General features: G+C 70.5%; 25 protein-coding genes. 17 read left to right on the forward strand and 8 right to left on the reverse strand.

Features of this window, described 5'->3' with window-relative positions; translation table 11 throughout:
* Positions 1–22: 22 nt before the first annotated feature.
* From H7F49_RS12185 to H7F49_RS12230, 10 genes are all read left to right on the forward strand, one after another.
* The gene (locus H7F49_RS12185; protein WP_185683876.1) at positions 23–253 is read left to right on the forward strand and encodes a hypothetical protein; all 231 of its coding nucleotides are present in this window, start codon (positions 23–25) and stop codon (positions 251–253) included.
* 7 nt (positions 254–260) lie between these two features.
* Positions 261–704, forward strand: coding sequence for a CopD family protein (locus H7F49_RS12190; protein ID WP_185683877.1), 444 nt, complete (start codon positions 261–263; stop codon positions 702–704).
* Positions 705–887: 183 nt separating this feature from the next.
* Positions 888–2,144, forward strand: coding sequence for a transcription termination factor Rho (gene rho, locus H7F49_RS12195; protein WP_185683878.1), 1,257 nt, complete (start codon positions 888–890; stop codon positions 2,142–2,144).
* A 6-nt stretch (positions 2,145–2,150) separates the two neighbouring features.
* Positions 2,151–3,281, forward strand: coding sequence for an aspartyl/asparaginyl beta-hydroxylase domain-containing protein (locus H7F49_RS12200; RefSeq protein ID WP_185683879.1), 1,131 nt, complete (start codon positions 2,151–2,153; stop codon positions 3,279–3,281).
* A gap of 96 nt (positions 3,282–3,377) precedes the next feature.
* Positions 3,378–3,620 carry a DUF6489 family protein gene (locus H7F49_RS12205; protein ID WP_185683880.1) on the forward strand — a complete coding sequence of 81 codons (243 nt, stop codon included), beginning with the start codon at positions 3,378–3,380 and terminating at the stop codon, positions 3,618–3,620.
* Between the two features lie 39 nt (positions 3,621–3,659).
* Positions 3,660–4,928: a tRNA uridine-5-carboxymethylaminomethyl(34) synthesis GTPase MnmE gene (gene mnmE / locus H7F49_RS12210; protein ID WP_185683881.1), complete on the forward strand. Its 1,269-nt coding sequence runs from the start codon at positions 3,660–3,662 to the stop codon at positions 4,926–4,928.
* Positions 4,929–5,015: 87 nt separating this feature from the next.
* Positions 5,016–6,863, forward strand: coding sequence for a tRNA uridine-5-carboxymethylaminomethyl(34) synthesis enzyme MnmG (gene mnmG, locus H7F49_RS12215; protein ID WP_185683882.1), 1,848 nt, complete (start codon positions 5,016–5,018; stop codon positions 6,861–6,863).
* Positions 6,860–7,519: a 16S rRNA (guanine(527)-N(7))-methyltransferase RsmG gene (rsmG, locus tag H7F49_RS12220; protein ID WP_185683883.1), complete on the forward strand. Its 660-nt coding sequence runs from the start codon at positions 6,860–6,862 to the stop codon at positions 7,517–7,519. The genes mnmG and rsmG overlap by 4 nt, the downstream gene beginning before the upstream one ends.
* Before the next feature lie 7 nt (positions 7,520–7,526).
* A complete protein-coding gene (locus H7F49_RS12225) occupies positions 7,527–8,303 on the forward strand; it encodes a ParA family protein (RefSeq protein ID WP_185683884.1) in 777 nt (258 codons plus the stop codon).
* A complete protein-coding gene (locus H7F49_RS12230) occupies positions 8,300–9,283 on the forward strand; it encodes a ParB/RepB/Spo0J family partition protein (protein ID WP_185683885.1) in 984 nt (327 codons plus the stop codon). Before H7F49_RS12225 ends, H7F49_RS12230 begins: the two co-directional genes overlap by 4 nt.
* 73 nt (positions 9,284–9,356) lie before the next feature.
* Here the strand turns inward: H7F49_RS12230 and H7F49_RS19340 are convergent, their stop codons facing one another.
* Together H7F49_RS19340 and H7F49_RS12240 are read right to left on the reverse strand one after the other, a co-directional pair.
* Positions 9,357–10,079, reverse strand: a complete 723-nt coding sequence (locus tag H7F49_RS19340; RefSeq protein ID WP_214647794.1) for a glycine zipper 2TM domain-containing protein — start codon at positions 10,077–10,079, stop codon at positions 9,357–9,359.
* A gap of 160 nt (positions 10,080–10,239) precedes the next feature.
* The gene (locus H7F49_RS12240; RefSeq protein WP_185683886.1) at positions 10,240–10,722 is read right to left on the reverse strand and encodes a GAF domain-containing protein; all 483 of its coding nucleotides are present in this window, start codon (positions 10,720–10,722) and stop codon (positions 10,240–10,242) included.
* A 62-nt stretch (positions 10,723–10,784) separates the two neighbouring features.
* Between H7F49_RS12240 and H7F49_RS12245 the strand changes: the two genes are divergently transcribed.
* Complete coding sequence (locus H7F49_RS12245; protein WP_185683887.1) at positions 10,785–12,254, forward strand: PQQ-dependent sugar dehydrogenase; 1,470 nt, start codon at positions 10,785–10,787, stop codon at positions 12,252–12,254.
* A gap of 47 nt (positions 12,255–12,301) precedes the next feature.
* On the opposite strand, the gene H7F49_RS12250 is transcribed toward H7F49_RS12245, so the two are convergent.
* Together H7F49_RS12250 and H7F49_RS12255 are read right to left on the reverse strand one after the other, a co-directional pair.
* A complete protein-coding gene (locus tag H7F49_RS12250; RefSeq protein ID WP_185683888.1) occupies positions 12,302–13,144 on the reverse strand; it encodes a DUF815 domain-containing protein in 843 nt (280 codons plus the stop codon).
* Positions 13,141–14,877 (reverse strand): acyl-CoA dehydrogenase, encoded by a 1,737-nt coding sequence (locus tag H7F49_RS12255; protein WP_185683889.1) that lies wholly within the window; start codon positions 14,875–14,877, stop codon positions 13,141–13,143. Before H7F49_RS12255 ends, H7F49_RS12250 begins: the two co-directional genes overlap by 4 nt.
* A gap of 63 nt (positions 14,878–14,940) precedes the next feature.
* Here H7F49_RS12255 and H7F49_RS12260 point away from each other — a divergent pair, with 63 nt between their 5' ends.
* Positions 14,941–15,888 (forward strand): L-threonylcarbamoyladenylate synthase, encoded by a 948-nt coding sequence (locus H7F49_RS12260; protein ID WP_185683890.1) that lies wholly within the window; start codon positions 14,941–14,943, stop codon positions 15,886–15,888.
* 81 nt (positions 15,889–15,969) lie between these two features.
* Here the strand turns inward: H7F49_RS12260 and H7F49_RS12265 are convergent, their stop codons facing one another.
* The 4 genes from H7F49_RS12265 to H7F49_RS12280 all read right to left on the reverse strand — a co-directional run bounded on the left by H7F49_RS12265 (position 15,970) and on the right by H7F49_RS12280 (position 20,249).
* Positions 15,970–16,503: a CarD family transcriptional regulator gene (locus H7F49_RS12265; RefSeq protein WP_185683891.1), complete on the reverse strand. Its 534-nt coding sequence runs from the start codon at positions 16,501–16,503 to the stop codon at positions 15,970–15,972.
* 339 nt (positions 16,504–16,842) lie between these two features.
* Entirely contained in the window at positions 16,843–17,181 is a 339-nt protein-coding gene (gene fdxA / locus H7F49_RS12270; RefSeq protein WP_185683892.1) for a ferredoxin FdxA, read from the reverse strand.
* A complete protein-coding gene (locus H7F49_RS12275; RefSeq protein WP_185683893.1) occupies positions 17,178–17,513 on the reverse strand; it encodes an RNA-binding S4 domain-containing protein in 336 nt (111 codons plus the stop codon). The genes fdxA and H7F49_RS12275 overlap by 4 nt, the downstream gene beginning before the upstream one ends.
* Positions 17,514–17,519: 6 nt before the next feature.
* A complete protein-coding gene (locus tag H7F49_RS12280) occupies positions 17,520–20,249 on the reverse strand; it encodes a helicase-related protein (RefSeq protein ID WP_185683894.1) in 2,730 nt (909 codons plus the stop codon).
* A 180-nt stretch (positions 20,250–20,429) separates the two neighbouring features.
* Between H7F49_RS12280 and H7F49_RS19900 the strand changes: the two genes are divergently transcribed.
* The 5 genes from H7F49_RS19900 to H7F49_RS12305 all read left to right on the forward strand — a co-directional run bounded on the left by H7F49_RS19900 (position 20,430) and on the right by H7F49_RS12305 (position 24,484).
* Complete coding sequence (locus H7F49_RS19900; RefSeq protein WP_185683895.1) at positions 20,430–21,983, forward strand: M23 family metallopeptidase; 1,554 nt, start codon at positions 20,430–20,432, stop codon at positions 21,981–21,983.
* Positions 21,984–22,044: 61 nt separating this feature from the next.
* Entirely contained in the window at positions 22,045–23,040 is a 996-nt protein-coding gene (gene hemB, locus H7F49_RS12290; protein ID WP_185683896.1) for a porphobilinogen synthase, read from the forward strand.
* Positions 23,033–23,620: a GNAT family N-acetyltransferase gene (locus H7F49_RS12295; protein ID WP_185683897.1), complete on the forward strand. Its 588-nt coding sequence runs from the start codon at positions 23,033–23,035 to the stop codon at positions 23,618–23,620. The genes hemB and H7F49_RS12295 overlap by 8 nt, the downstream gene beginning before the upstream one ends.
* Positions 23,617–24,204, forward strand: a complete 588-nt coding sequence (locus H7F49_RS12300; RefSeq protein ID WP_185683898.1) for a gamma carbonic anhydrase family protein — start codon at positions 23,617–23,619, stop codon at positions 24,202–24,204. Before H7F49_RS12295 ends, H7F49_RS12300 begins: the two co-directional genes overlap by 4 nt.
* A complete protein-coding gene (locus H7F49_RS12305) occupies positions 24,185–24,484 on the forward strand; it encodes a DUF167 domain-containing protein (RefSeq protein ID WP_235982123.1) in 300 nt (99 codons plus the stop codon). Before H7F49_RS12300 ends, H7F49_RS12305 begins: the two co-directional genes overlap by 20 nt.
* Positions 24,485–24,487 lie beyond the last annotated feature (3 nt).

Raw genomic sequence — 24,487 nt, forward strand, 5'->3', positions numbered from 1 at the left:
CGACCCGGCCGGGCCTGTCGCGATGAAGCGCACCCGGCTCAGCGTCTGCCGGCGCAAGCGGCCCTTCCCCACGCTGGACGACGCCACGCGTGCCGCCCTGGCCGGGGGCTGGGTCCTGCGCCCCTATCGCTGCGACCGTTGCGGCCGGTTCCACCTGACCAGCCGGCGCCGCGGACGGCACACTCCACTGGCGATCCGCCGGGCGCTCTTGCTCCACGATCCGTCTTCCGGCACCGGAGAGACCGTCCTATGATCGTCGCATGCAGCAGGCCCTCGCAATGACCTATCTCTGGCTCAAGGCCGCCCACGTCATCTTCGTGATCTTCTGGATGGCCGGCCTGTTCCTGCTGCCCCGCTACTTCGTCTACCATCAGGAGGCCGAGCCCGGCTCGCCCGAGAACGCGATCTGGACCGATCGCGAGCGCAAGGTGCTCAAGATCATCCTGTGGCCGGCGCTGGTCGTGGTCTGGGTGCTGGGCCTTGTCCTGGCGCTGCAGATCGGGGCTCTTCAGCAAGGCTGGTTCCACGCCAAGCTGGCCTTTGTCCTGGCCCTGACCGCCTACCAGTTCTGGCTGGCCGGTTATCACCAGGCGCTGGCGCAGGGCGTGCGCAAGCTCAGTGGCAAGCGGCTGCGCCTGCTCAACGAGATTCCCGGCATGGCGGCCGCCTTCATCGTCGTCTTCGTGATCGTCAAGCCGTTCTGAACCGGCCGCCGCGGCGGATTGCGCCGACTGGCCTCTTGTCAATTGACGCCCGTCCTGCCCGGGCCTATCTGGCAGGGGTCTCCGGCGTGGGACAGCCGCGTGCTTGCGGCGTCCGGGTCTGCTTTCCCCAAGCCCCTACGACCTTGCCGGCCATCCCAGACGCTCTGATCCGGAACTGACCACATGCATCTCAAGGAACTCAAGAAAAAGACCCCGGCCGAACTGGTCGAGATGGCCGAGGAACTGGGCGTCGAGGGCGCCAGCACCATGCGCCGCCAGGACCTGATGTTCGCGATCCTCAAGGAAGTGGCCGAGGACGGCGAGGAAATCCACGGCATCGGCACGATCGAGGTCCTGCCCGACGGCTTCGGCTTCCTGCGCAGCCCCGAGGCGAACTATCTGGCCGGCCCCGACGACATCTACGTCTCGCCCAACCAGGTCCGCAAGTGGGGCCTGCGCACCGGCGACACCGTGGAAGGCGAGGTCCGCGCCCCCAAGGACGGCGAACGCTATTTCGCGATCACCCGGCTGATCAGCGTCAACTTCGACGATCCCGAGGCGGTCCGTCACCGGGTCAACTTCGACAACCTCACCCCGCTTTATCCCAATGAGCGCCTGCGGCTCGACACGATCGATCCCACGGTCAAGGACAAGTCGGCCCGGGTGATCGATCTGATCAGCCCCCAGGGCAAGGGCCAGCGCGCGCTGATCGTCGCGCCGCCGCGCACCGGCAAGACCGTGCTGCTGCAGAACATCGCCAAGGCCATCACCGATAACCACCCCGAGGTCTTCCTGATCGTCCTGCTGATCGACGAGCGGCCCGAGGAAGTCACCGACATGCAGCGCTCGGTGCGCGGCGAGGTCATCTCCTCGACCTTCGACGAGCCGGCGACCCGGCACGTTCAAGTTGCTGAAATGGTTATCGAAAAGGCCAAGCGTCTGGTCGAGCACAAGAAGGACGTGGTGATCCTGCTCGATTCGATCACCCGCCTCGGCCGCGCCTACAACACCGTGGTGCCCAGCTCGGGCAAGGTGCTCACCGGCGGTGTCGACGCCAATGCCCTGCAGCGCCCGAAGCGCTTCTTCGGCGCGGCGCGCAACATCGAGGAAGGCGGGTCGCTGTCGATCATCGCCACGGCCCTGATCGACACCGGCAGCCGCATGGACGAAGTGATCTTCGAGGAATTCAAGGGCACCGGCAACAGCGAGATCGTGCTCGATCGCAAGGTCTCGGACAAGCGCATCTTCCCGGCGCTGGACGTGGGCAAGAGCGGCACCCGCAAGGAAGAGCTGCTGGTCGAGAAGAGCAATCTGGCCAAGATGTGGGTGCTGCGCCGCATCCTCATGCAGATGGGCACGGTCGACGCGATGGAATTCCTCCTCGATAAGATCAAGGACACCAAGACCAACGAGGACTTCTTCGCCACGATGAACCAGTAACCCGGCATGGCAGGCGCGGCGGATCCCCAGCAGGTGGTCAGGGCGGGTATCGCCGCCCTGCAAGCCGGCGATCCGGCCCGCGGCGCCGCCTTGCTGACCGAGGCGGCGGCCGTTCTGCCGCCCGAGCAGATACCCTGGCTGGCCCTGGGCAATGCGCAACTGGCCCTGGGGCGCAACGATGCGGCCGAGGCCGCGATCGACCAGGCCCTGCTGGTCGACGGTCGTGATGTCGGCGCGCTGCTGTTCAAGGGCCTGCTGCGCGAGCGTGGCGGCGATGCCCGCGCCGCCGCCAGCTTCTTCCAAGCGGCGCTCAACCAGGCCGCGGTGACCGGTTGCCCCCCACCCTTTGCCGATCTGCTCGATTATGCCCGGCGGGCGCTCGCTGCGGCGGAAACGGGCTTTGCCGATCACCTGATGGCCGCGATCGGCGATGACGTCTCGCCGACCATGCGCACGGCGATCGACATGCTGATGGGCCGGACCGAGCCCTATCTGCAGCAACCGTCGCTGTTCTACTATCCGTTCCTGCCGCAAAAGTGGTTCTACGACTGGCGGGACTTCCCGTGGCTCGAGGACATGCTGGCCCTACTCCCGGCTATGCAGGACGAGCTGGCCGCGGTGGAGGACGAGGCCTTCACCCCCTATGTTGTGCGCGTGCCCGGACGACCGGCGCCGAACAACCCGCTGCTCGACGATCCCGCCTGGGGGGCCTTCTATTTCTGGCGCGAGGGATCCCGCAATGAGGCGGCCGCCGCGCGTTGCCCGGCCACGCTGCAGGCCCTGTCGCTCGCGCCCATGCCGCGCATCCCCGGTCGGGCGCCGAACGCGTTGTGGTCCCGCTTGCTGCCGGGAGCGCACATCACGCCGCATGTCGGTCTGCTCAACACCCGGCTGATCTGTCACATCCCGATTCGTCCTGCCCCCGGCTGCACCTTGCGCGTCGGGGGCGAAACCCGGGCGTGGGAGCCCGGGGTGCCGCTGGTCTTCGACGATTCGGTGGAGCATGAGGCGCGCAACGATGGCCCGGAGCCGCGCGTCGTCCTGCTGTTCGAGATCTGGCGCCCGGAGGTTCCGGAGGAGGATCGCGAAACCCTGTCCCGGATCTTCGCGGCCATCAATGGCTACGGCATTGGTTGAGGCCGCTTCCGGGCCAGGGTCCGCCCGGCCGGCGATGGACATTCCCCGGGGCCTGTGCCAGCGTGGCCGGGTCCGTTGCCAGAGAGGAACCGGCCGATGAAGGTCCAAGTCGAGGTTGACTGCACCCCCGAGGAAGCCCGCCGTTTCCTGGGTCTGCCCGATGTCAGCAAGGCCAACGATGCCTATGTCGACGCGGTGGCCAAGGCCATGCAGGGTGTCGGCAATCTGGATCAACTGCAGCAACTGAGCAAGCAGATCGCGCCCATGGGCGAGCTGGGGCTCAAGCTGTTCCAGCAGTTCATCGACGGCTCCGGCATGCGCGGGGCCAAGAAGGACTGACCGCCTTGCCACGGTGATGTGGCGCGGGTGCGAGCGGACATGAGCACGATCTTCGCCTTGTCCAGTGGTGCCCCACCTGCGGCGATTGCCGTCGTCCGGATCAGCGGTGCGAATGCCGCCCTGGCGCTGCGCCAGCTCGCCGGCCGGTTGCCCGTGCCCCGTCGGGCCGTCACCGCCACGCTGCGTGATGACACAGGGCTGGATCTCGACCGGGCCCTGGTCCTGTGGTTGCCCGGGCCCCACACTGCGACCGGGGAGGACTGCGCGGAGCTGCACCTCCATGGCGGTCGGGCCGTGGTGGCGGCGGTCGAGCGGGCCCTTCTGACCATCCCCGGCTTGCGCCGGGCTGAACCGGGTGAGTTCACCCGGCGCGCCTTCCTGAACGGCAAGATCGATCTGGCCGAGGCGGAGGGCCTGGCCGATCTGCTCGCCGCCGAAACCGAGGCCCAGCGTCGGTCGGCGCTGGCCATGGCTGGGGGGGCCTTTTCGCGCCGGGTGGAGGATTGGCGGCTTCGGTTGCTCATGCTGTCGGCCGAGGTCGAGGCGGGGCTCGATTTTGCCGACGATGACGATGTCGCCAGTGCGGACTGTTCCACGTGGAACATCGCCCCCTTGCGCGACGAGCTGGCCGGTTGGCTGATGCGACCGCGTGCGGAAGCCCTGCGCGAAGGATACCGCGTGGTTCTGGCCGGGCCCCCGAACGCCGGTAAGTCAACCCTGTTCAACGCCCTGGTCGAGGCCGAGGCGGCGATCACCTCGCCCCTCGCCGGGACCACCCGCGACGTGGTGTCGCGCCCGGTGGCGATCGCAGGGGTGCCCTTTCTGTTTCTCGACACCGCCGGGTTGCGGGACGACGCGCCGGACCTGGTCGAGCGGGCGGGCGTCACCCGGGCCCGGACCGAGCTGGAGCGGGCAGACTGCGTGCTGTGGCTGGGGGCTCCGGGTGACGGCCCGGCGGGGGCCTGGCAGATCGCGGCGCAGTGCGATCGCCATGACCACAACGGGGTTACCGCGAGGCATCGGGTGTCGGCCCTGACCGGCGAGGGTCTGGACGATTTGCGCGCCGATCTGGTCGCTGCAGCCCGCCAGGCGCTTCCGGTTCCGGGTGAGGCGGCCCTGAGCGAACGGCAACATCGGCTGGTGAGCGACGCCGAGCGCGCTCTGGCCCGGGCCGTGAACATGCGTGACCCGCTGCTGGTCGCGGAGGAGCTCCGTCTGGCGCGTGTGGCCTTCGACTCGCTGCTCGGGCGCACCACCACCGAAGACATGCTCGACGCCTTGTTCGGCCGCTTCTGCATCGGCAAGTGATGGGTCGTGACCGTGTGGCCTGTTCCACGTGGAACACGGGCGCTGGCTGTGGACCATTTCGCGGCGATCCTGTAAGCGGCCAGGCCCATGCAAAGCTTCGATGTCCTGGTGGTTGGCGGAGGTCATGCCGGCTGTGAAGCCGCCGCGGTCGCGGCGCGCATGGGCGCGCGGGTGGGCCTGGTCAGCTTCGATCCCCGGACCATCGGCGCGATGAGCTGCAATCCCGCGATCGGCGGGCTTGGCAAAGGCCATCTGGTGCGTGAGGTCGACGCCTGCGACGGCCTGATCGCACGGGCAGCCGACGCGGCGGCGATCCACTATCGGATGCTCAACCGCAGCAAGGGCAGCGCGGTGCAGGGCCCCCGGATCCAGGCCGACCGCACCCGGTTCAAGGCGGCGATTCACGATCTTCTGGCCCGGCAGGGCCATCTTGCGGTGATCGCCGGCGAGGCCGCCGCGCTGCGCCTGGAGGGCGGCCGGGTTACCGGTCTGGACCTGGCTGACGGCACGGCGCTTGATGCCGCGGCAGTCATTCTCTGCACGGGGACGTTCCTGGGCGGCACCCTGTTCCGCGGTGAGGAACGGCTCGTCGGCGGACGCATCGGCGAGGCTTCCGCTCAACGCCTGGCGGCCCAGATGCGTGAAGCCGCGCTGCCTCTCGCCCGGCTCAAGACCGGCACTCCGCCCCGCCTGGACGGACGCACCATCGATTGGGCTCGGCTGGAGGAACAGGCTTCCGATCCCGAGCCCTGGACCATGTCCAGCCTCACCCGCAGCCGGGTCAACCCGCAGGTGTTCTGCGCGATCACCCGCACCAATCCGGCCAGCCACGACATCATCCGCGCCAACCTGCACCGGTCCCCGCTGTTCACCGGGGCGATCGGCGCGCAGGGCCCGCGGTATTGCCCCTCGATCGAGGACAAAATCCATCGCTTCGCCGACCGCGATGGCCATCAGGTGTTTCTCGAGCCCGAGGGCCTCGACACCCCGCTGGTCTATCCCAACGGGATCAGCACCTCGCTGCCGGCAGACGTCCAATTGGACCTGCTCCGCACGATGGAGGGTCTGGAGCGGGTGGAGATGGTCGTCCCCGGCTATGCGGTCGAGTACGATCACATCGACCCGCGCGCGCTGCGCCGCTCGCTGGAGTTGCGGGCGCTTCCCGGCCTTTACTGCGCCGGGCAACTCAATGGGACAACCGGTTACGAGGAGGCGGCGGCACAAGGGCTGGTCGCGGGCATGCACGCAGCCGCCGCGGTGCTCGGGCGCGAGCCGGCCGCCTTCGACCGGGCCAACAGCTACCTGGCGGTGATGATCGACGACCTCACCCTGCACGGCGTCAGCGAGCCGTACCGGATGCTGACGGCCCGGTCCGAGTATCGCCTGCGGTTGCGCGCCAACAACGCCGCCAGTCGCCTGACGCCACTCGCGCTGGCCTGTGGTGCTGTCGGGGATGAGCGGCGGGCCTGGTTCGAGCGGCGTGAGGCCCAGCGCCTCGCCCTCGACTCCGCGCTCGACGCCACCGCCAGCGCGGCGGAGCTGGCGCGCACCGGCCTGCCCGTGCGCACCGACACCGGCCGGCTTACCCTGCGCGAGTGGCTGCGGTTTGCCGATGTGGACATGGCGGCCCTGCGCCCGTGGCTGGCCGACAGCCTGCCGGATGACCCGGACCTGGTTGCCGAGATCGCCGAGGATGCGGCCTATGCGCCTTACCTGGCCCGACAGGACAGCGAGCTGCGCGAACTGCGGGCCAGCGACGGTCTGCCGCTGGGGGACGGCTTCCCCTACGCGAGCATCGCGGGACTGTCGCGCGAGATGGTCGAACGGCTCGAGCGGGCCCAGCCGGCTACGCTGGCGGAGGCCGGACGGATCCCGGGGATCACTCCGGCAGCACTGGCCGCCCTGCTGGTCCAGGCCCGGCGGAGGGCAGCGTGACGGTCCTGACCTCGGACGACGCGGCCCGGGGCTGGCTGGCCAGCCAGCCGGGGGTCGACGCGGTGGCCAGGGCACGGCTGGAGCGCCTCGTCGCGCTGTTGATCGACGAGAACACGCGCCAGAACCTGGTCTCCGCCGGCAGCCTGGAGCACGTCTGGCTGCGCCATATCGCCGACAGCGCCCAGTTGCTGGTTCATGTTTCCCATGAAACACCGGGCCCGTGGGTCGATCTGGGCAGCGGAGCCGGATTTCCCGGGCTGGTGATTGCGGCCTTGCGACCCGAATGCGAGGTCGTGCTGGTCGAATCGCGCACCCGCCGGATCGAATGGCTCACCCGCGCCGCCGGTGCCCTGGGTCTGGATCGGGTGAAGGTGGCGGGTGCGCGGCTCGAGACGATCGAGCCTTTCCGCGCGGGCGTGATCTCGGCCCGCGCCTTTGCTCCGCTCGATCGCTTGCTCGATCTATCCGCACGGTTTTCCACAAGCGACACGATCTGGCTGTTGCCGAAGGGCCGCTCGGCGCGGGATGAAGTGACTCAGTTGCAGGGGTGGTCGCATACGTTCCACGTGGAACACTCATTGACCGATGCCGAGGCCGGCGTGATTGTCGGTCAGGTGTCCGGTCGGGTTTCGGTCAAGAAGGGTCGCAAGCGGTGAATCGGTCATGATCAAGATTGCGATTGCGAACCAGAAGGGCGGGGTGGGCAAGACCACCACGGCCATCAACATTGCCACGGCCCTTGCGGCGACGGGCTGGAAGACCCTGCTGATCGACCTCGATCCCCAGGGCAATGCCTCCACCGGCATCGGCATCGGCAGCGCCGAGCGCGAACGGTCGTCCTATGACCTGCTGGTCGATGAGGCGGCGCTGGCGGACTGCATTCTGCCCACACGGATTCCCGATCTGGACATCGTTCCGGCCACGGTCGATCTGTCCGGCGCCGAGGTGGAGCTGGTCGGGGTGGAGCACCGGACGGATCGCCTCCGTCATGCCCTGGCGCAGGACAGCGGCCACGATGTGTGCTTCATCGATTGTCCGCCGTCGCTGGGCCTGCTGACCCTCAATGCCCTGGCCGCGGCCGACACGCTGCTGGTGCCGTTGCAGTGCGAGTTCTTCGCGCTCGAGGGACTGAGCCAGTTGCTGCAGACGGTTGAGCGCGTCCAGCAGCGGTTCAATCCGGCGCTGGGGATCATCGGTGTCGCGCTGACCATGTACGATCGGCGCAACCGCCTGACCGATCAGGTGGCCGACGATGTCCGCGCCTGCTTGGGGCAACTGGTGTTCGAATCGGTCATCCCCCGCAACGTCCGGTTGTCCGAGGCGCCGAGCCACGGGCTGCCGGCCCTGGTCTACGATTACAATTGCACGGGGAGCCGCGCCTACATGGCGCTGGCCCGCGAACTGATCGGCCGCATGCCCGAACGAAGGAAAGCCGCATGAGCGACGACGCCGCCCCCAAGGCATCCCCCGCCGCCAGCCTGGCCGATTCGGCCGCCGCGCTGGGCCGGCGCAAGCCCCCGGCGCTGGGCCGCGGTCTGGGCGCCTTGCTGGGCGAGGTGCGGCGCGAGGAGCCTCTGGTTAATGCGGGCGGCGGTGCCGGGGTGGACGCGGCGCTCAACGGGCTCACTACCCTGGCGGTTTCGGCGATCGAACCGCATCCCGAGCAGCCCCGGCGGCATTTCGACGAGACCGCACTGGAAGAGCTGGCCGCGTCGATTGCGGCCCGCGGCGTGATCCAGCCGGTGATCGTCCGGCCACTGGGCAACGGACGCTACCAGCTTGTCGCCGGCGAGCGGCGGTGGCGGGCCTCGCAGCGCGCCCGCCTGCATGAGATCCCCGCGCTGGTGCGCGATCTCAGCGAACGCGAGGTGATGGCTCTCGCCCTGATCGAGAATCTCCAGCGTGAGGATCTGAATCCGATCGAGGAGGCGCGGGCTTACCAGCGGCTGGCCGAGCAGGAGGGCATGACCCAGGCGGATATCGCCAAGATGGTCGACAAATCGCGCAGCCATGTCGCCAACCTCCAGCGCCTGCTGGCCCTCCCCGATCCGGTGATCGCCCTGGTCGAGCAAGGCGCCCTGTCGATGGGCCATGCCCGGGCCCTGATCGGGGCCGACAATGCGGTGCAACTGGCCCAGGCCGCGGTCGAGCGGCAGGTGTCGGTGCGCGAGCTGGAAAAGCAGGTGCGCCGCCAGAACCGGGGCGAGACGCCCAGCCCGCGCCGGGCCCGTGACACGGGGGACTGGACCGGCAATGCCGATATCCTGGCGGTGCAGAATCACCTCGAGGAATTTCTCGGCCTGCCGATCAAGATCGCGATCGATCCGGCCGATCCCGCCTCGGGCACCGTGACGATTCGCTACCGCACGCTCGACCAGCTCGATCTGGTCTGCCAGCGGCTGACCGGCGAGACCATCTGAGCGCTGGCCAGGGGCCTGGCGTGTCGGCTGTTACGCCGTCGACGATATAAGATTCAATAGGTTGCTGCGGCACTCATTTATCGGGAACGATCCGGATCCGCTTGTCCGGCGCGGCCCGGTGGGTGATGATCCGGTGGCGCCGCGGCACGGTCACATAGCGCACCTCCTCGGTGACCACCGTCTCGACGCGCTTCTGGCCCGATCCTTGCGCCGAGGCCTGGCCCGACGCCTGGGCCGGGCCCACGGGAACCATCATCACCGGCACCCACATCATCGGCATGGCATAGCCATAGGCCGCGCCCTGGGGGCCGGGTGCGTAGCCCTGGGGCACCGGGCTGGCGAGCATCGCCTCGCACCGGTCCTGCACCCGGCCCTTGTCCTCGGCCTTGTCGATCGCGGCTCCGGCTACGGCCCCCACCGCGGCGCCGGCGACGGTGCCCAGCACCCGGTTGCCGCGCCCACCGATGACATTGCCGGCCACGCCGCCCAGCACACCGCCGATCACCGCCCCGCCGACCCCGTTGTCGCCCAGGCGGCGGCGGCATTCGCGCAGCCAGGTCTCACGATCGAGGTTCTGCCCGTCATAGCCACCCTGCCACTGGGCGGGCGGCGCCGGCGGCGGGTTGGGCACGTTGACCACCATCTGCGGCTGCCAGCCGCCGTACCACATGCCGAAGGGGCCACCCCAATGCCCGGGGTAAGTCTGGACCTGGGGACCACCCCGGTCGTGGGCCAGGGCTGGCGTGGCGGCAAGGCCGCTCGACAGGAGGGCAAGCAACAGCATTCGGGCGCGCATGGTCGGTTCCCCTGACGAAGGATGGGGCAGTCCCGCCCCCGGGCATTAACCCGGAATTTAGCATCGTCGGCCGCGGCGATCCAAGCCCCAGCCCGGCCCTGTCCCGAATTGGGGCAGGGGCAAAGGCTTTGCCCCTCGGGGGCGCGGCTGGATGGTGGGCTCAGATGTGCGGAGCGATGGCCGCGGCCAGCCGTTCCAGGCCCGCCGCGTCGGTTTCGTCGAAGCGCGCCGGCTCCGGACTGTCGAGATCGATCACCGCGATCACCTGGCCCTCGCGCAGCACCGGCACGACCAGTTCCGACCGGCTTGCCGCGTCGCAGGCGATGTGACCGGGGAAGGCGTGGACATCGGGGACCAACTGGGTGGTCGCGCTCTGCGCCGCAGCGCCGCAGACCCCCTGCCCCAAGGCGATCCGGATGCAGGCGGGCTTGCCGATGAACGGGCCGAGCACCAGACCGCCATCGATCATGCGGTAGAACCCGGACCAGTTGAGCCGGGGCAGGAATTGCCAGATCAAGGCGGCCAGGTTGGCCATGTTCGCCACGGGGTCGGGCTCGTCGGCGACCAGCGCCAGGGCGGCCTGGGTCAGGTCGGCGTACAGCTCTTCGCGGGGCGCGGCGGGATCGGGGGTGAAATCGTACATGGCGCGCAAACTAGCCCGCGCTTCGGTTGCCGCAAGCGCCTTGCCGGCCTATTTTGCCGGTCATGACTGAAACCATGCGCAAAGTGCTCGCCGTCCTCGGCCTTGTCGTCGTCGTGCTGATCGGGGTGGGAGCCTGGGTGCTCCACGGCAACCCGACAGACCGCCCGCTGGCCGCCACCACCGGTCGGGATCCGCGGCTGGTCGATCCCGAACCCGAAAAGTTCCCGACCGTGGGGATCGCCAAGCCGATCGGCTGGCAGCCGGGGGAGGCGCCCGTCGCGGCGGCCGGGCTGCAGGTCAACCGCTTTGCCGAAGGGCTCGATCATCCGCGCGTCATGCTCACCCTGCCCAATGGCGACGTGCTGGTCACCGAGACCAACCGCCCCGCCGGCCAGGGACCGGGCGGGCTCACCGGGCTGGTGATGAAGCTGCTGTTCCGCCGCGCCGGGGCCGGCGGCCCGTCGCCCGATGCGATCGTGCTGCTGCGTGATGCCGATGGCAATGGCGTGGCCGAGCAGCGCTTCGTGCTGCGCCAGGGCCAGGGTCTGGTCTCTCCCTCCGGGCTCGCCTGGCATGACGGCACGCTGTTTGTCGCCAATCACGATGCCGTCCTGGCCTTTGCCTACAAGCTGGGGGACACGGCGCTGGCCGGCACCCCGCGCAAGCTGATGGACCTGCCCCCGGCGGGCAACCACTGGATGCGCAACCTCCAGCTCAGCCCCGATGCGACGAAGCTCTATGTCGCGGTGGGGTCCGCCTCCAACATCGCCGAAAGGGGCATCAAGGCCGAAGAGGGCCGTGCCGCGATCTGGGAGATCGACCTCGCCAGTGGCCGGCCCCGCCCCTATGCCGGAGGCCTGCGCAACCCCAACGGGATGGACTGGAACCCCGCCTCGGGCGAGCTTTGGACCACGGTCAACGAGCGCGACATGCTCGGCGGCGATCTCGTGCCCGATTACCTGACCAATGTCCCGATCGGCGCGCAGTACGGCTGGCCGTGGTTCTACTGGAAGGACAAGCAGGACGATCGGGTCAAGGAACCGATGCCGCCCTACCTCAACGAATATGTCCGCAAGCCCGAATTCGCGCTGGGCGCCCATGTCGCGGCGCTGGGGCTGCGGTTCGCCGCGGCGGGCAACCGGCTGGGGGCGAACTTCGGCAACGGAGCCTTCATTGCCCGGCACGGGTCATGGAACCGCAAGCCCGCTTCGGGCTATGACGTGGTGTTCGTGACCTTCGACGCCAACGGCAACCCGCGCGGGCAGCCGGTGCCGGTGCTGGGGGGCTTCCTGACCCGCGATGGCGAGACGCATGGCCGGCCGACCTGGCTGGCCTTCGATCGCACCGGTGCGCTGCTGGTCACCGATGACACGGCGGGGATCGTGTGGCGCCTGATCGACCCGCGCGCGGCGCCGGCGCCGGGGGTGAAGCCGGTGGTCACCGGCCACATGCCGCCCCAGCGCCAGCTCAACAGCGAAGCCGCCGCGACCTTCCGGGCCGCAGAGGAGGAAGCCGCCGCCGCCGACAAGTGATCGCCCGGGCTCGGGCCCGACCCCCGGCTCCCGGCACTGGCGCGGCTTCAGCCCAGCGCCTTGCCCGCCCGTCCCGCCAGTTCGGTGACATATTGCCAGGCCACCCGGCCGGAACGCCCGCCGCGTCGCTTGGACCATTCCAGCGCATCGCCCGCCTCCCAGGCCAGGCCATGGGCCGCGGCATAGCCCCCGACGATGGCCAGGTAATCGTCCTGGGAACAGGCGTGGAAGCCGATCGACAGGCCGAAGCGGTCGGCCAGGGCGAGCCGATCGTCCACGACGTCGCGCGGGTTGATCGGATCGTCCTGTTCGGACAGGTGGCGCGAGACGATGGCACGGCGGTTTGCCGTCACCGCCAGGCGCACATTGGCCGGCCGAGCCTCGACCCCGCCCTCCAGCCACGAGCGCAACTGCCGCGGTCCGGTGCTGTCGCCGTCCTCGAAGCCCAGATCGTCGACATAGACCAGGAACCGGCGCGGCTGGCCGCCCAGGGCCTGGAACAGCCCGGTCAGGCCCGACAGCGCATCCGGGGCGACCTGGACCAGCGCGATGGCGCCGGGATCGCTCTCCTGGGCGGCGCGGACCGCCGCGCGCAGCAGGGCCGACTTGCCCATCCCGCGCGAACCCCACAGCAGCATGTCGTGCGCGGCATGGCCCCGGGCGTGACGCGCGACATTTCCGACCACCTGGGCCTTCTGCGCATCGATTCCCTGCAGCAGGTCCAGCGCCGGGGCGAGCAGACGCGCCACCGCGCGCGGGCCACCGCGATCCAGCACATAGGCGGGCGCCGCCAGCCAGTCCAAGGCCGCCGCCGGCACCGGGACCAGTTGCTCCAGCGCCCGCGCGATTCGTTCCAGCAAGACCGCCTGGTCGGCCCCGCCCCCGCTCATGCCGTCAGGCTTTCCGCATCCAGCGCATACAGCGGCCCGGCCCCGGCCCGCACCGATCCCGCCAGCCCGATCGCCGGGGCCACCACGTGGTCGATGAAGAAGCGGGCCACCACCGGCTTGGTCGCCGCCAGCGCATGGTCGGTCCCGGCCACCGCCTCGGCCTGGCGCAGCAACTGCCAGCCCGCCACCGCCGTTGCGCACATGGTCAGGAAGGCCACCGATCCGGCCAGCCGGTCGTCCAGGCTGGCCTCGTCGCGCAGCCAGCACGTGGCATCGATGCAGGCGGCGGCGAGCGCGGCCAGGGCCGGCGCCTCGCCCGCGCCGCGCCGCACCTCGTCGAGCAGGCCAAGCAGCACCTCGCCGCCGTCCAGCCCCAGCTTGCGGGTCACCAGATCGGCCGCCTGGATGCCGTTGGTGCCTTCATAGATCGGCAGGATCCGGGCGTCGCGATAGTGCTGGGCGGCGCCGGTTTCCTCGACATAGCCGACCCCGCCGTGAACCTGGATGCCCAGGCTGGCGACCTCGATGCCGATGTCGGTGCCCCAGGCCTTGATCAGCGGCGTCAGGACATCGGCCCGGGTCTGGGCAGCGGCATCGCCCAGGGCGCCGCGATCGACCTGGCCGGCGGTGTAGTAGAGCAGCGCCCGCGCGCCTTCGGTCAGGGCCCGCATGCGCAGCAGCATGCGGCGCACGTCGGGATGCTCGACGATCGCCACCGGGGTCTTGGCCGGGCTGCCGGCACGGGCCGACTGGACCCGGTCGCGGGCGAAGGCGCGGGCGCGTTGCCAGGCGGCCTCGGCCACCTGGACGCCCTGGCTGCCGACATTGATCCGCGCCGCGTTCATCATCGTGAACATCGCGCGCAGGCCTTCGTTGGGCGCGCCGACGATCTCCCCGACGCAGGCCCCTTCGTCGCCGAAGCTCATCACGCAGGTCGGCGAGGCGTGGATGCCAAGCTTGTGCTCGATCGACACCGCGCGCAGGTCGTTGCGCTCACCGGGATTGCCGTCCGCATCGGGCAGGTACTTGGGAACGATGAACAGGCTGATTCCGCGCGTTCCCTCGGGCGCGTCGGGCAGCCGCGCCAGGACCAGGTGAACGATGTTGCCGGAAAGTTCGTGCTCGCCCCATGAGATGAAGATCTTGGTGCCGCGGATCAGGAACTTGCCGGCATGGGGGCCGTGCTCGATCGGCGTCGCGGTGGTGCGCAGGGCGCCCACGTCGGAGCCGGCCTGCGGCTCAGTCAGGTTCATTGTCCCCGACCACTCGCCCGAGATCAGCCTGGGCAGGTAGAGCGCCTGCTGGGCCGGGCTGGCGTGGCGCTCCAGGGCGTCGATCGCCCCGGCGGTCAGCATCGGCAGCAGGGTAAAGCCCAGGTTGGCCGCACCCAGCGTTTCGAGCACGGCCACCGAGAGCGTCCACGGCAGGCCCTGGCCGCCATGGTCCTCGGGCCCGGCGATCGAGTTCCAGCCCTGCTCGACGAAAGCCCGGTAAGCCTCGGCATAGCCGTCCGGCAGGGTCACCACACCGGCCTGGGCCCTGGCGCCGATGCGGTCGCCGGCCTGGGCCAGGGGGGCCCATTCGCCCTCGGCAAAGGCGCCGATCCCCTCGACCACCGCCGCGACCGTGTCGGGGGTGGCGGCCGCGAACCGCGGCTGTTCGGCCAGTTCGCCCAGCCCCGCGCAGACATCGAGCGCCAGCAGCAGGTCCTGGGTGGGGGCAATGTAGGTCATCCAGCAACTCCCGGGATCATCGCGGTTTGGGTTTGCACCGCAAGGCCGCTATAGCGCCGCGCCATGACCGGCAATACCCGCCCTCTTGTTCTGCCGCCCGATGCCGCGGGGCTTGCCCGCGCTGCGGACAGCCTGCGCGCGGGCGTTCCCGTCGCCGTGCCGACCGAGACGGTCTATGGCCTTGCCGCAAGGGCCGACCGGGACGAGGCCGTTGCGGCGATCTATCGCGCCAAGGGGCGCCCCGATTTCAATCCGCTGATCGTCCACGTGCCCGATCTGGCGGGCGCGCGCAGCCTGGCCGAGGTCGACGCGCGCGCCGAACGGCTGGCCGCCGCCTTCTGGCCCGGGCCGTTGACCATGGTGCTGCCGCTGCACCCGGCGGCGGCCGTCGCCCCGGCGGTGACCGCGGGCCTGCCCACCATCGCGCTGCGCTGTCCGGACCATCCGGTGATGCGCGCACTGCTGCTGGCCAGCGGCTTGCCGCTGGCCGCACCCTCGGCCAACCGCAGCGGTGCCGTCAGCCCGACCACGGCCGCGCACGTGGTGGACAGCCTGGGCGATCGCATCGGCCTGGTGCTCGATGGCGGGGCTTGCCCGGCGGGGATCGAATCGACCATTGTCGCGCTGCGGCCCCAGGGCTGGACGATCCTGCGCCCGGGCCCGGTGACCGGCGACCAACTGGCCGCCATGCTTGGCGAAGCAGCCCTGGCGGAACCGTCCGGCGGCGCGATCGAGGCGCCCGGCCAGCTCGCCAGCCATTATGCCCCGGGCAAACCGGTGCGGCTGGGAGCGACCACGGCCGCCGCGGACGAGTTCCTGATCGGGTTCGGCCCGGTGGCGGGGCAGGTCACGCTGTCGTCCGGCGGGGACCTCGCCGAAGCGGCGGCGCGGCTCTATGCCTGCCTGCATGCGGCGGCGGCGGCGCCCGAACCGCGGGTGGCCGTGGCGCCGGTCCCGGACAGCGGAATCGGTGCCGCGATCAACGATCGCCTGCGCCGCGCCGCGGCCTGATCCCCCGCCGCCGTCTGTTGCCAAACGAAAAGGCCGCCTCCCCGGGGGGAGACGGCCTTTCGCAGCCCGCGGGCGATCCGATCACTCGGCCGCAGCGGTCTCGTAGAACTTGGGGGCGTGCTCGTTGAGGATCGCCAGGATCTTCTTGAGCGCGGCCGGTTCGTCGGTCTTTTCCATCGCGGCCAGTTCCCGGGCGAGGCGCGACGAGGCGGCCTCGAAGATCTGGCGCTCCGAATAGGACTGCTCCGGCTGGTCATCGGCGCGGAACAGGTCGCGGGTCACTTCGGCGATCGACACCAGGTCGCCCGAATTGATCTTCGCTTCGTATTCCTGGGCCCGACGCGACCACATGGTGCGCTTGACCTTGGGCTTGCCCTTGAGCGTGTCGAGCGCCTCGCGCAGGGTCTTGTCCGACGACAGCTTGCGCATGCCGATCGCCTCGACCTTGTTCATCGGGACGCGCAGCGTCATGCGCTCCTTCTCGAAGCGGAGCACGTAGAGCTCCAGCTTCATTCCAGCGATTTCCTGCTCCTGCAACTCGATCACACGGCCGACACCGTGCTTCGGGTAAACGACATAGTCTCCAACATCGAAGGCGTGAGCCTTGGCCGCCATGAATCGTCCTTTCGCGTCCAGAATCGCGCGACCCGACGGTCTTGTGGTGTGATGGGAAACGAACCCCGCCCGGCGGAGCGGCGTGTGCCCGATCAACCGTCTGTTGCGATCCTGCCTTTCAAGATGCGTACTGCCGCTGGAACGGTGCGTTCCGTCCGGTCACCGCAATATAGCGAACCTGCAACAAAATTTCCACCCCCTGGGGAAAACGTGTGAAAACCCCGGAGTCCTGCGACTCCGGGGGGCTGGACAGGGGGGCGTGGGCGCACCCGCTACAATGGATTGCCTCGCACCTGCAGCGCGACGAATCGCGCCCGGTGGGGGGCCTGTGCGATGGAATCAGTCGCCCTGGCCAGGCTCGGCCGAGAAGAACTTCTCGAACTTGCCGTCGACGCCCTTGTAGTCGTCGGCATCGGCCGGGGTATCGCGCTTCGAGGTGAGGTTCGGCCACTCGGCCGAATACTTGGCGTTCAGCTCCAGCCACTGCTCCAGCCCGCTTTCGGTATCCGGCAGGATCGCTTCGGCCGGGCATTCCGGCTCGCAGACGCCGCAGTCGATGCATTCGTTGGGGTTGATGACGAGCATGTTCTCGCCCTCGTAGAAGCAATCGACCGGGCAGACCTCCACGCAGTCCATGTACTTGCAGCGGATGCAGGCCTCGGTGACGACATAGCTCATGACGAATGGTTCCCTGTGTGATCGGCCCTGACAGGGTCCGACATCGGCATTGCTGGTTCGGCTGCTATGGGATTTGCGGGAGCCGCGTCAAGCACGCGATAGCAGGCCTGTGCTTCCGGAGCGGGACCGCGCCGGGTGGGCAGGGCCAGAATCTCGATCACCCGGACCCCGGCGGGCAGCGGCAGGACCAGCACGTCCCCCACGCCGACCGGTTGCGCGCTGCGCTCGGCGCGGCGGCCGTTGAGGCGGATGTGGCCGGTCTCGGCCAGGGCCTGGGCCAGGGGCCGGGTGCGGGTGAAGCGCAGGAACCACAGCAGCTTGTCGAGCCGCATCGGCGCTCAGCGGCCCAGCAAGCCGGCCAGTGCGGCGAAGGGATTGCCCGGCGCGGGCGCGGCGGTCGCCGGGGCAGGCTCGGTGCGCGCGGCCTGCGGCCGGCGGGGTCCGGCCCCGCGCTCGCGGCGAGGGCTGTCAGTCTGCTGGTCATGGCTCTGGTGCGGTGGGCGACCCGGCCGTTCCGGGCGCCGCGCGGCCCTGTCCGCTCCCCGGCCGGGGCGTCCCGCCGGGGCAGGATCGTCCCGGCGCAGCGGGCGCCAGCGCCACACGATCGGCGCGGGCGGCCCCTGCACCCCTTCGGCCAGGGCCCGGGGCGAGGACGGGTTGAAGCCTGCCTGGCGCAGCAGGTGAACATGGCCATCGAGCACCAGCCCGGTGGAGCGCGCCAGCGCCGGATTGATCGTGAAGCCCTGCCGTCCGGCGGTGACCCGGCGGGCATGTCCCTCGCGCAGGAGCTTTTCGGCCATGTCGACGCGGATCGCCTGCTGCCCGGCGCGGCGATAGCCCAGCCCCGGGCGTCCGCGCTCGAGCGGCACGACCGGCGGCATTTCGGCAAGGGCCTCGGGCACCCGCCCGCCGGGCCCGCCGTTCTGCAGAATCGCGAGCTGCCGCCAGACCGCCAGCGGAGCCGGCTTGATCGCGGCGGGCACGAACAGGTCGAGCGCGCCGATGCGGACGCCCAACTGCTTGAGGCGGTCGCGCTGCTCGGGGGTGAAGCTGTCCAGGCCGGAACCCTGGCGTTCAAGCACCCCGCCCCGCTCGACCAGCCGGATCAGCAGGGCCCGCAGTTCGGGGCCGCCTTCGGGGGCGCGGGTCGCCGCGTCGATCGCCGCCAGCGGGGCCAGCGGGGCCAGGCGCGTCTCGAGCCAGGCCTCCAGCCCTTCGCGCAAGGCCTTGCGCGGGACAGCGGGAATCGCCTCGAGCGCGGCGTCGAGCTGAAGCTGCGGACTGAGCACGCCCTTGCCCGGCCGCAGCCGCGCCAGGGTCTCGCGCCCGTGGCGGATCACCCCGTCGGCGAGGGCGAGGAGGGCGGGGTCGGCGATGATCGCCCGGGTCAGATGTTCGGCCCGTTCGGCCAGGAGCTGGGGCAGGTGGCGCTCGGCCGCGGCGAACAGCAGCTTGTGATCGCTGTGATGCGCCTGCGGGTCCACCTTGAACCGGAACCCGTCCAGTTCACCGATCGGCTCACCATCCACCAACAGTCTGTCCCCTTCCAACCTGACCGGCAGCAGCGCGGCATCCGCCCCGGTCTTGCGCATCAGCACCGTGGTCCGCCGGTTGACGAACCGTTCGGTCAGCCGCCCGTGCAGGGCATCGGACAGGCGGGCCTCGACCGCCCGGGCCCGGGCGGCCATTTCCTCGCGCGCCAGGACCCAGTCCGGGCGCTGCGCGATATAGGCCCAGGACCGGATCGCCGCGATCCGCCCCTGCAGCGTGTCGATGTCCCCGGCCGGATTGTCGAGTTCGGCAATCCGTGCCGCGACAAAGTCGGTCCCCAGATAGCCGCGCCTCAGGTCCTCCCACAAGCGGGCAACGAAGCGGGCGTGGGTCTCGGCCCCCTGCTGCCGGAAATCGGGGAGCGAGCAGACCTCGCGGAACCGGGCCACCGCCGCCGGCCCGCGCACGGTCGCGGCCACGGCCGGGTCCTCGGCCAGCCGCCGGATCACCGCCAGGTCGATCGCCTCGGGCGCAGGGGCCAGCTCGGGCCGGTCCGGCGGGCACGACAGGTCGGCGATCAGGTGGTCCAGGCTGTCGGTGCGGGGATCGGCATCGCGCCAGAACAGCCGGGTCAGCGGCGGGAAGCTGTGCTGCTCGATCGCCCAGATTTCCTCGGCGCTGAATTCGGCGTCGTGGCTGCCCGTCCCGGCGAGCGTCCCGAAGGTCCCGTCGCGCTGGTGGCGCCCGGCCCGTCCGGCGATCTGCGCCATCTCGGCCACGGTCAACCGGCGCTGGCGAACCCCGTCGAACTTGCTCAGCCCGGCAAAGGCGACATGCCCGACGTCAAGGTTGAGCCCCATGCCGATGGCGTCGGTGGCGACCAGGTAATCCACCTCGCCCGCCTGGAACATCGCCACCTGGCGGTTGCGCGTCTCCGGGCTGAGCGCGCCCATCACCACCGCGGCCCCACCGCGGAAGCGGCGCAGCATCTCGGCCACGGCATAGACCTGCTCGGCGGAGAAGGCGACGATCGCGCTGCGCGGCGGCACGCGGGACAGCTTCTTCGCCCCGGCATGGCTCAGCGTGGAAAAGCGCGGGCGCGACACCACCTCGGCGCGCGGCACCAGGGCCTTGACCAGCGGCTCGAGCGTGGCCGAGCCGAGCAGCATGGTCTCCTCGCGCCCGCGGGCGTGAAGCAGCCGGTCGGTGAAGATGTGGCCACGCTCGCGGTCGGCGCCCAACTGGGCCTCGTCCAGCGCGACGAAGGCCAGGTCGGTCATGTCGCGATAGCCCCGCCGCGGCATGGCCTCGACCGTGCAGAGCAGCCAGCGCGCGCCGGGCGGCTCGATCCGCTCCTCGCCGGTGATCAGGGCGACGCGGTCCCGCCCCTTGATCGCCACGACGCGCTCGTAGACCTCGCGCGCCAGCAGGCGCAGGGGAAAGCCGATCGCGCCGGAGGAATGGCCGCAGAGCCGCTCGATCGCCAGGTGGGTCTTGCCGGTGTTGGTCGGCCCGAGCACGGCCTTGACCGTGCTGTCAGCGTCGCGCGCTGCGGCGGAGTGCGAACCTTGGGGCATCGGCCGTTCCGATGTGGCACCGTGGACCGGCCCCGGCAAGGGCGCCGACCTGGCAATCGGGGCGATTTCGACAGCCCGTTGTCCACCCCCGCCGTCCGCTGCGGGCGGACCCGCGCGAATCGCGGCTTAGCGGGCCGTTAACCCATCCCGGTGCAGGGTGTCCGCGCGATTGGAGGGTTTGTGTTCAGGGCTCAGGACAGCGAGGTTTTCGCCCCTGCGGCGGCCGCGTCCGCGCGGCCGGCCTTCGGCGTGCGCAGTGCCGGGGCACCGATGGGGACCCCGGCGGCCGCGGTGTCCGCAGACCGCGCCGATCCCGCTTCCGGATGGGCGGTGGATCTGGCCCAGGACATCGGCTCGCGCCGCTGGTACCGCGGCATGGCCACGCTGATCCTGCTGATCGGCCTGGCCCTGGCCTGCTGGCCCGATCTGTCCGCGCTCGAAGCCGCACCGGCCAGCCGGGTCGATGCCGTTGCGGCCGGCCAGTTCCGCTCCCTGGGTCTCAGCGCCGCGCGCCCCATGGCCCCGCCGTCCGCCCTCCCCGCCCATCCGGCCCTGCGGCAGGTTGCCTTCGTGGCCGAACGCACGCAGATCGAACGCAGCGCGGAACTGCCCGCGGGCGACAGCATCGGCCGCCTGCTCCAGCGTGCCGGCGTGTCGGGCAGCGATGCCGCCCGGGCCAGCGAACTGATCGCCGGGGCCGTCCCGCTCGACCGGATTGCCCCGGGCACCCGCTTTTCCCTGGTGCTCGGCCCGCGCCCGGCCCCGGGCCAGCCGCGCCAGCTCGAACGGGCCACCCTGCGCGCCCGCATCGATCTGGCGCTGGCGGTCACCCGCAGCGGGGGCGGGCTGACGCTTCAGCGGCAGGCCATCCCGGTCGACACCACCCCGGTCCGAATCCGCGGCCAGGTCGGCAGCAGCCTCTATCGCTCGGCCCGCGCCGCGGGAGTGCCGCCCAGCGCGATCCAGCAGTACCTCGCCGCGCTCGACAGCCACCTCAGCCTGGAAGGCGATATCGGCCCCGATGACGCCTTCGACCTCGTTTTCGCCTACAAGCGCGCCGCCACCGGCGAAAGCGAGGCCGGCGAACTGCTTTACGCCGGGCTCGAACGGGCCACCCCCCAGGGGCGGCGCCCGGTGCTCGAACTGCTGCGCTGGGGCCAGGACGGCGGGTTCTATTCGGCCGAGACGCTCAGCCGGCCCAGCTATGTCCAGACCGGGCCGGGCCTGCTGATGCCGGTCAACGGCCACGTCACCTCGCTTTACGGCCAGCGCTTCCACCCGATCCTGGGTTACACCCGCATGCACGCCGGGGTCGATTTCGGCGCCGCCTGGGGATCGCCGATCGTCGCCACGGCCGACGGCGTGGTGTCCTACGCCGGCTATCACGGCGGGCACGGCATGTATGTGCGGCTGGAGCATGGCGGCAGTCTCGGCACCGGCTATGGCCACATGAGCCGGATCATGGTCTGGCCCGGCCAGCGCGTCCGCGCCGGCGAGGTGATCGGGCTGGTCGGTTCCTCCGGGCTGTCGACCGGTCCGCACCTCCATTACGAGATGTACCGCGATGGCCAGACGGTCGATCCCCTGGGCACCCGCTTCGCCGCGGTGACCCGGCAGGTCGATCCCCGGGAACTGGGCGCCTTCCGGACGCGTCTGGCCCAGCTCAAGGCGCTGCAGCCGGGGGCCCTGCTCGCCTCCGGGGTTCGGGCGGTGTCGCAGCTCGCGATGCGCTGACCTGCCGCCCGTCGCGCGCTGCCGCCTTGATGCCGCGCCGTGAATGCGGCAGACCGCGGGGATGACCGCAAGCTATCCGGCCCTTCGCCTCCGCCGCACCCGCGCCCACGCCTGGAGCCGCGCGCTCCACCGCGAGATCGCGGTCTCCCCCGCCGACCTGATCTGGCCGCTGTTCGTGACCGACGGGGATGGGGTGGAGGAGCCGATCGGCTCGCTGCCCGGCGTCTCGCGCTGGTGCGTCAAGGGCATTGCCGAGCGGGCGAAGGAAGCCGTGGCCCTGGGCATCCCGTGCCTGGCGCTGTTCCCCAACACCCAGCCGGGCCGCCGCGATCCGCTGGGCAAGGAGGCGCTCAACCCCGACAACCTGATGTGCCGCGCGGTCCGGGCGATCCGCGATGCGGTGGGTGGGGACATCGGCGTGCTGACCGATGTCGCGCTCGATCCCTATACCAGCCACGGGCAGGACGGCCTGATCGACGAGGCGGGCTATGTCCTCAACGATGCCACGGCCGAGGTGCTGGTGGGGCAGAGCCTGAACCAGGCCGCCGCGGGGGCCGACATCATCGCCCCGTCCGACATGATGGACGGCCGGGTCGGCCTGATCCGCGCCGCGCTGGAACAGGCCGGGCACCACAACCTGCAGATCATGTCCTATGCCGCCAAGTATGCCTCGGCCTTCTATGGTCCGTTCCGCGACGCGGTCGGCTCGTCGGGGCTGCTCAAGGGCGACAAGAAGACCTACCAGATGGACCCGGCCAATGCCGAAGAGGCGCTGCGCGAGGTCGCGCTGGACCTGGCCGAAGGCGCCGACAGCGTCATGGTCAAGCCGGGCCTGCCCTATCTGGACATCGCGGTGCGGGTGAAGCAGCGCTTCGAGGTGCCGGTCTTCGCTTACCAGGTCTCGGGCGAATACGCGATGATCGAGGCGGCGGTCGCGGCCGGCGCGGCCGATCGCGACGCCATGGTGCTGGAAACGCTCACCGCGTTCAAGCGGGCGGGCTGTTCGGGGGTGCTGACCTATCATGCCCCGCTGGCGGCGCGGCTGATGAATGGCTGAAGCGACGGCCGACTTCCGGCACGAGACCGCGCGGCTGGTGCTGCGCGACTGGCGTGCGGAGGACTGGCCGGCGTTCATCCACCACACCAACACCCCGGCGGTGATGCGCTGGCTGGGCGGGGTGCAGGATGCCGACCACTTCCGCCTGATGGCCGATCGCTTTGCCGAATGCCGCGCCGCGCACGGCCACTGCTTCTGGGTGGTCGAGCGCCGGGCCGATGGCGGCAGCCTGGGCGGCGAATTGCTGGGCTTCTGCGGACTGAAGCGCGGCAATGCCCCGGACTGCAGCTTCATGGGACAATTCGAGATCGGCTGGCGCCTGCGCCAGGATGCCTGGGGCCAGGGCTATGCGGCCGAGGCGGCACGGGCCTCGCTCGACCTGGGCTTCACCCGCTTCGCCGCGCCGGTGATCCACGCCATCACCGTGCCCGGCAACCGGGCGAGCTGGACCCTGATGGAGCGGCTGGGCCTGCGCCGGGCGCCCGCGCTCGACTTCCGCGATTCGCGCTTCACCGGCGAGCTCAACGAGGTGATCGCCTACAGCCTGACCCGCGCCGAATGGGAATCGCGCCTGCCATGACCCACGCTTCTCGCTATCCCGACGTCACGATCCTGCCGTTTGGCGGCAAGGCCCCGCAGATCGCCGACAGCGCCTTCATCGCGCCCGGCTGCCGGATCATCGGCGATGTCACGATCGGGCCGGAGGCCAGCATCTGGTACAACTGCGTGATCCGCGGCGACGTCAACCGGGTGGTGATCGGTGCCCGCAGCAATGTGCAGGACGGCACGGTGATCCACTGCGACAGCCCCGAACCGCGCCGCCCGGATGGCTTTCCCACGCTGATCGGCGCGGACGTGCTGATCGGCCACATGACGATGATCCACGGCTGCACCATCGCCGATCGCGGCTTCGTCGGGCTGGGGGCGATCGTGATGAACGGCTGCCTGATCGAGAGCGACGGGATGCTGGCGGCGGGGGCCATGCTGACCCCGGGCAAGCGGGTCGGTTCGCGCCAGTTGTGGGGCGGCCGCCCGGCGGCCCACATGCGCGACCTCACCGATGCCGCCCTGGCCGACATGCAGGAGGGCGTCGCGCGCTATGTCGAAAACGGCCGCCACCACGCGGCCGAGATCGCCCGGACGCTTGGCCCTGCCCCGTCCTGATCGGCCCCGTCCTGATCGGCCCCCGGCGGCGGAGCTGCGCGCGCTGTGCGATGCCGCCGGGCGGCTGGCGGTGCGCGTCACCCCGGGCGCGCGCGGTGAGGAGATCGCGGTCGTGGACGGCCGGGTGCTGGTGAAGGTCCGCGCCAGGCCCGAGGGTGGCAAGGCGACCGAGGCGGTGCGGAACCTGCTCGCCGAGGCGCTGGACCTGCCGGCCTCCCGCCTCGAACTGTTGCGCGGCGCAACTTCGCGCGAGAAGCTGTTCCGGGTGCGGCCGGGTTAGCGC

The sequence above is a fragment of the Novosphingobium aerophilum genome (assembly GCF_014230305.1).
Classification (GTDB): domain Bacteria; phylum Pseudomonadota; class Alphaproteobacteria; order Sphingomonadales; family Sphingomonadaceae; genus Novosphingobium; species Novosphingobium aerophilum.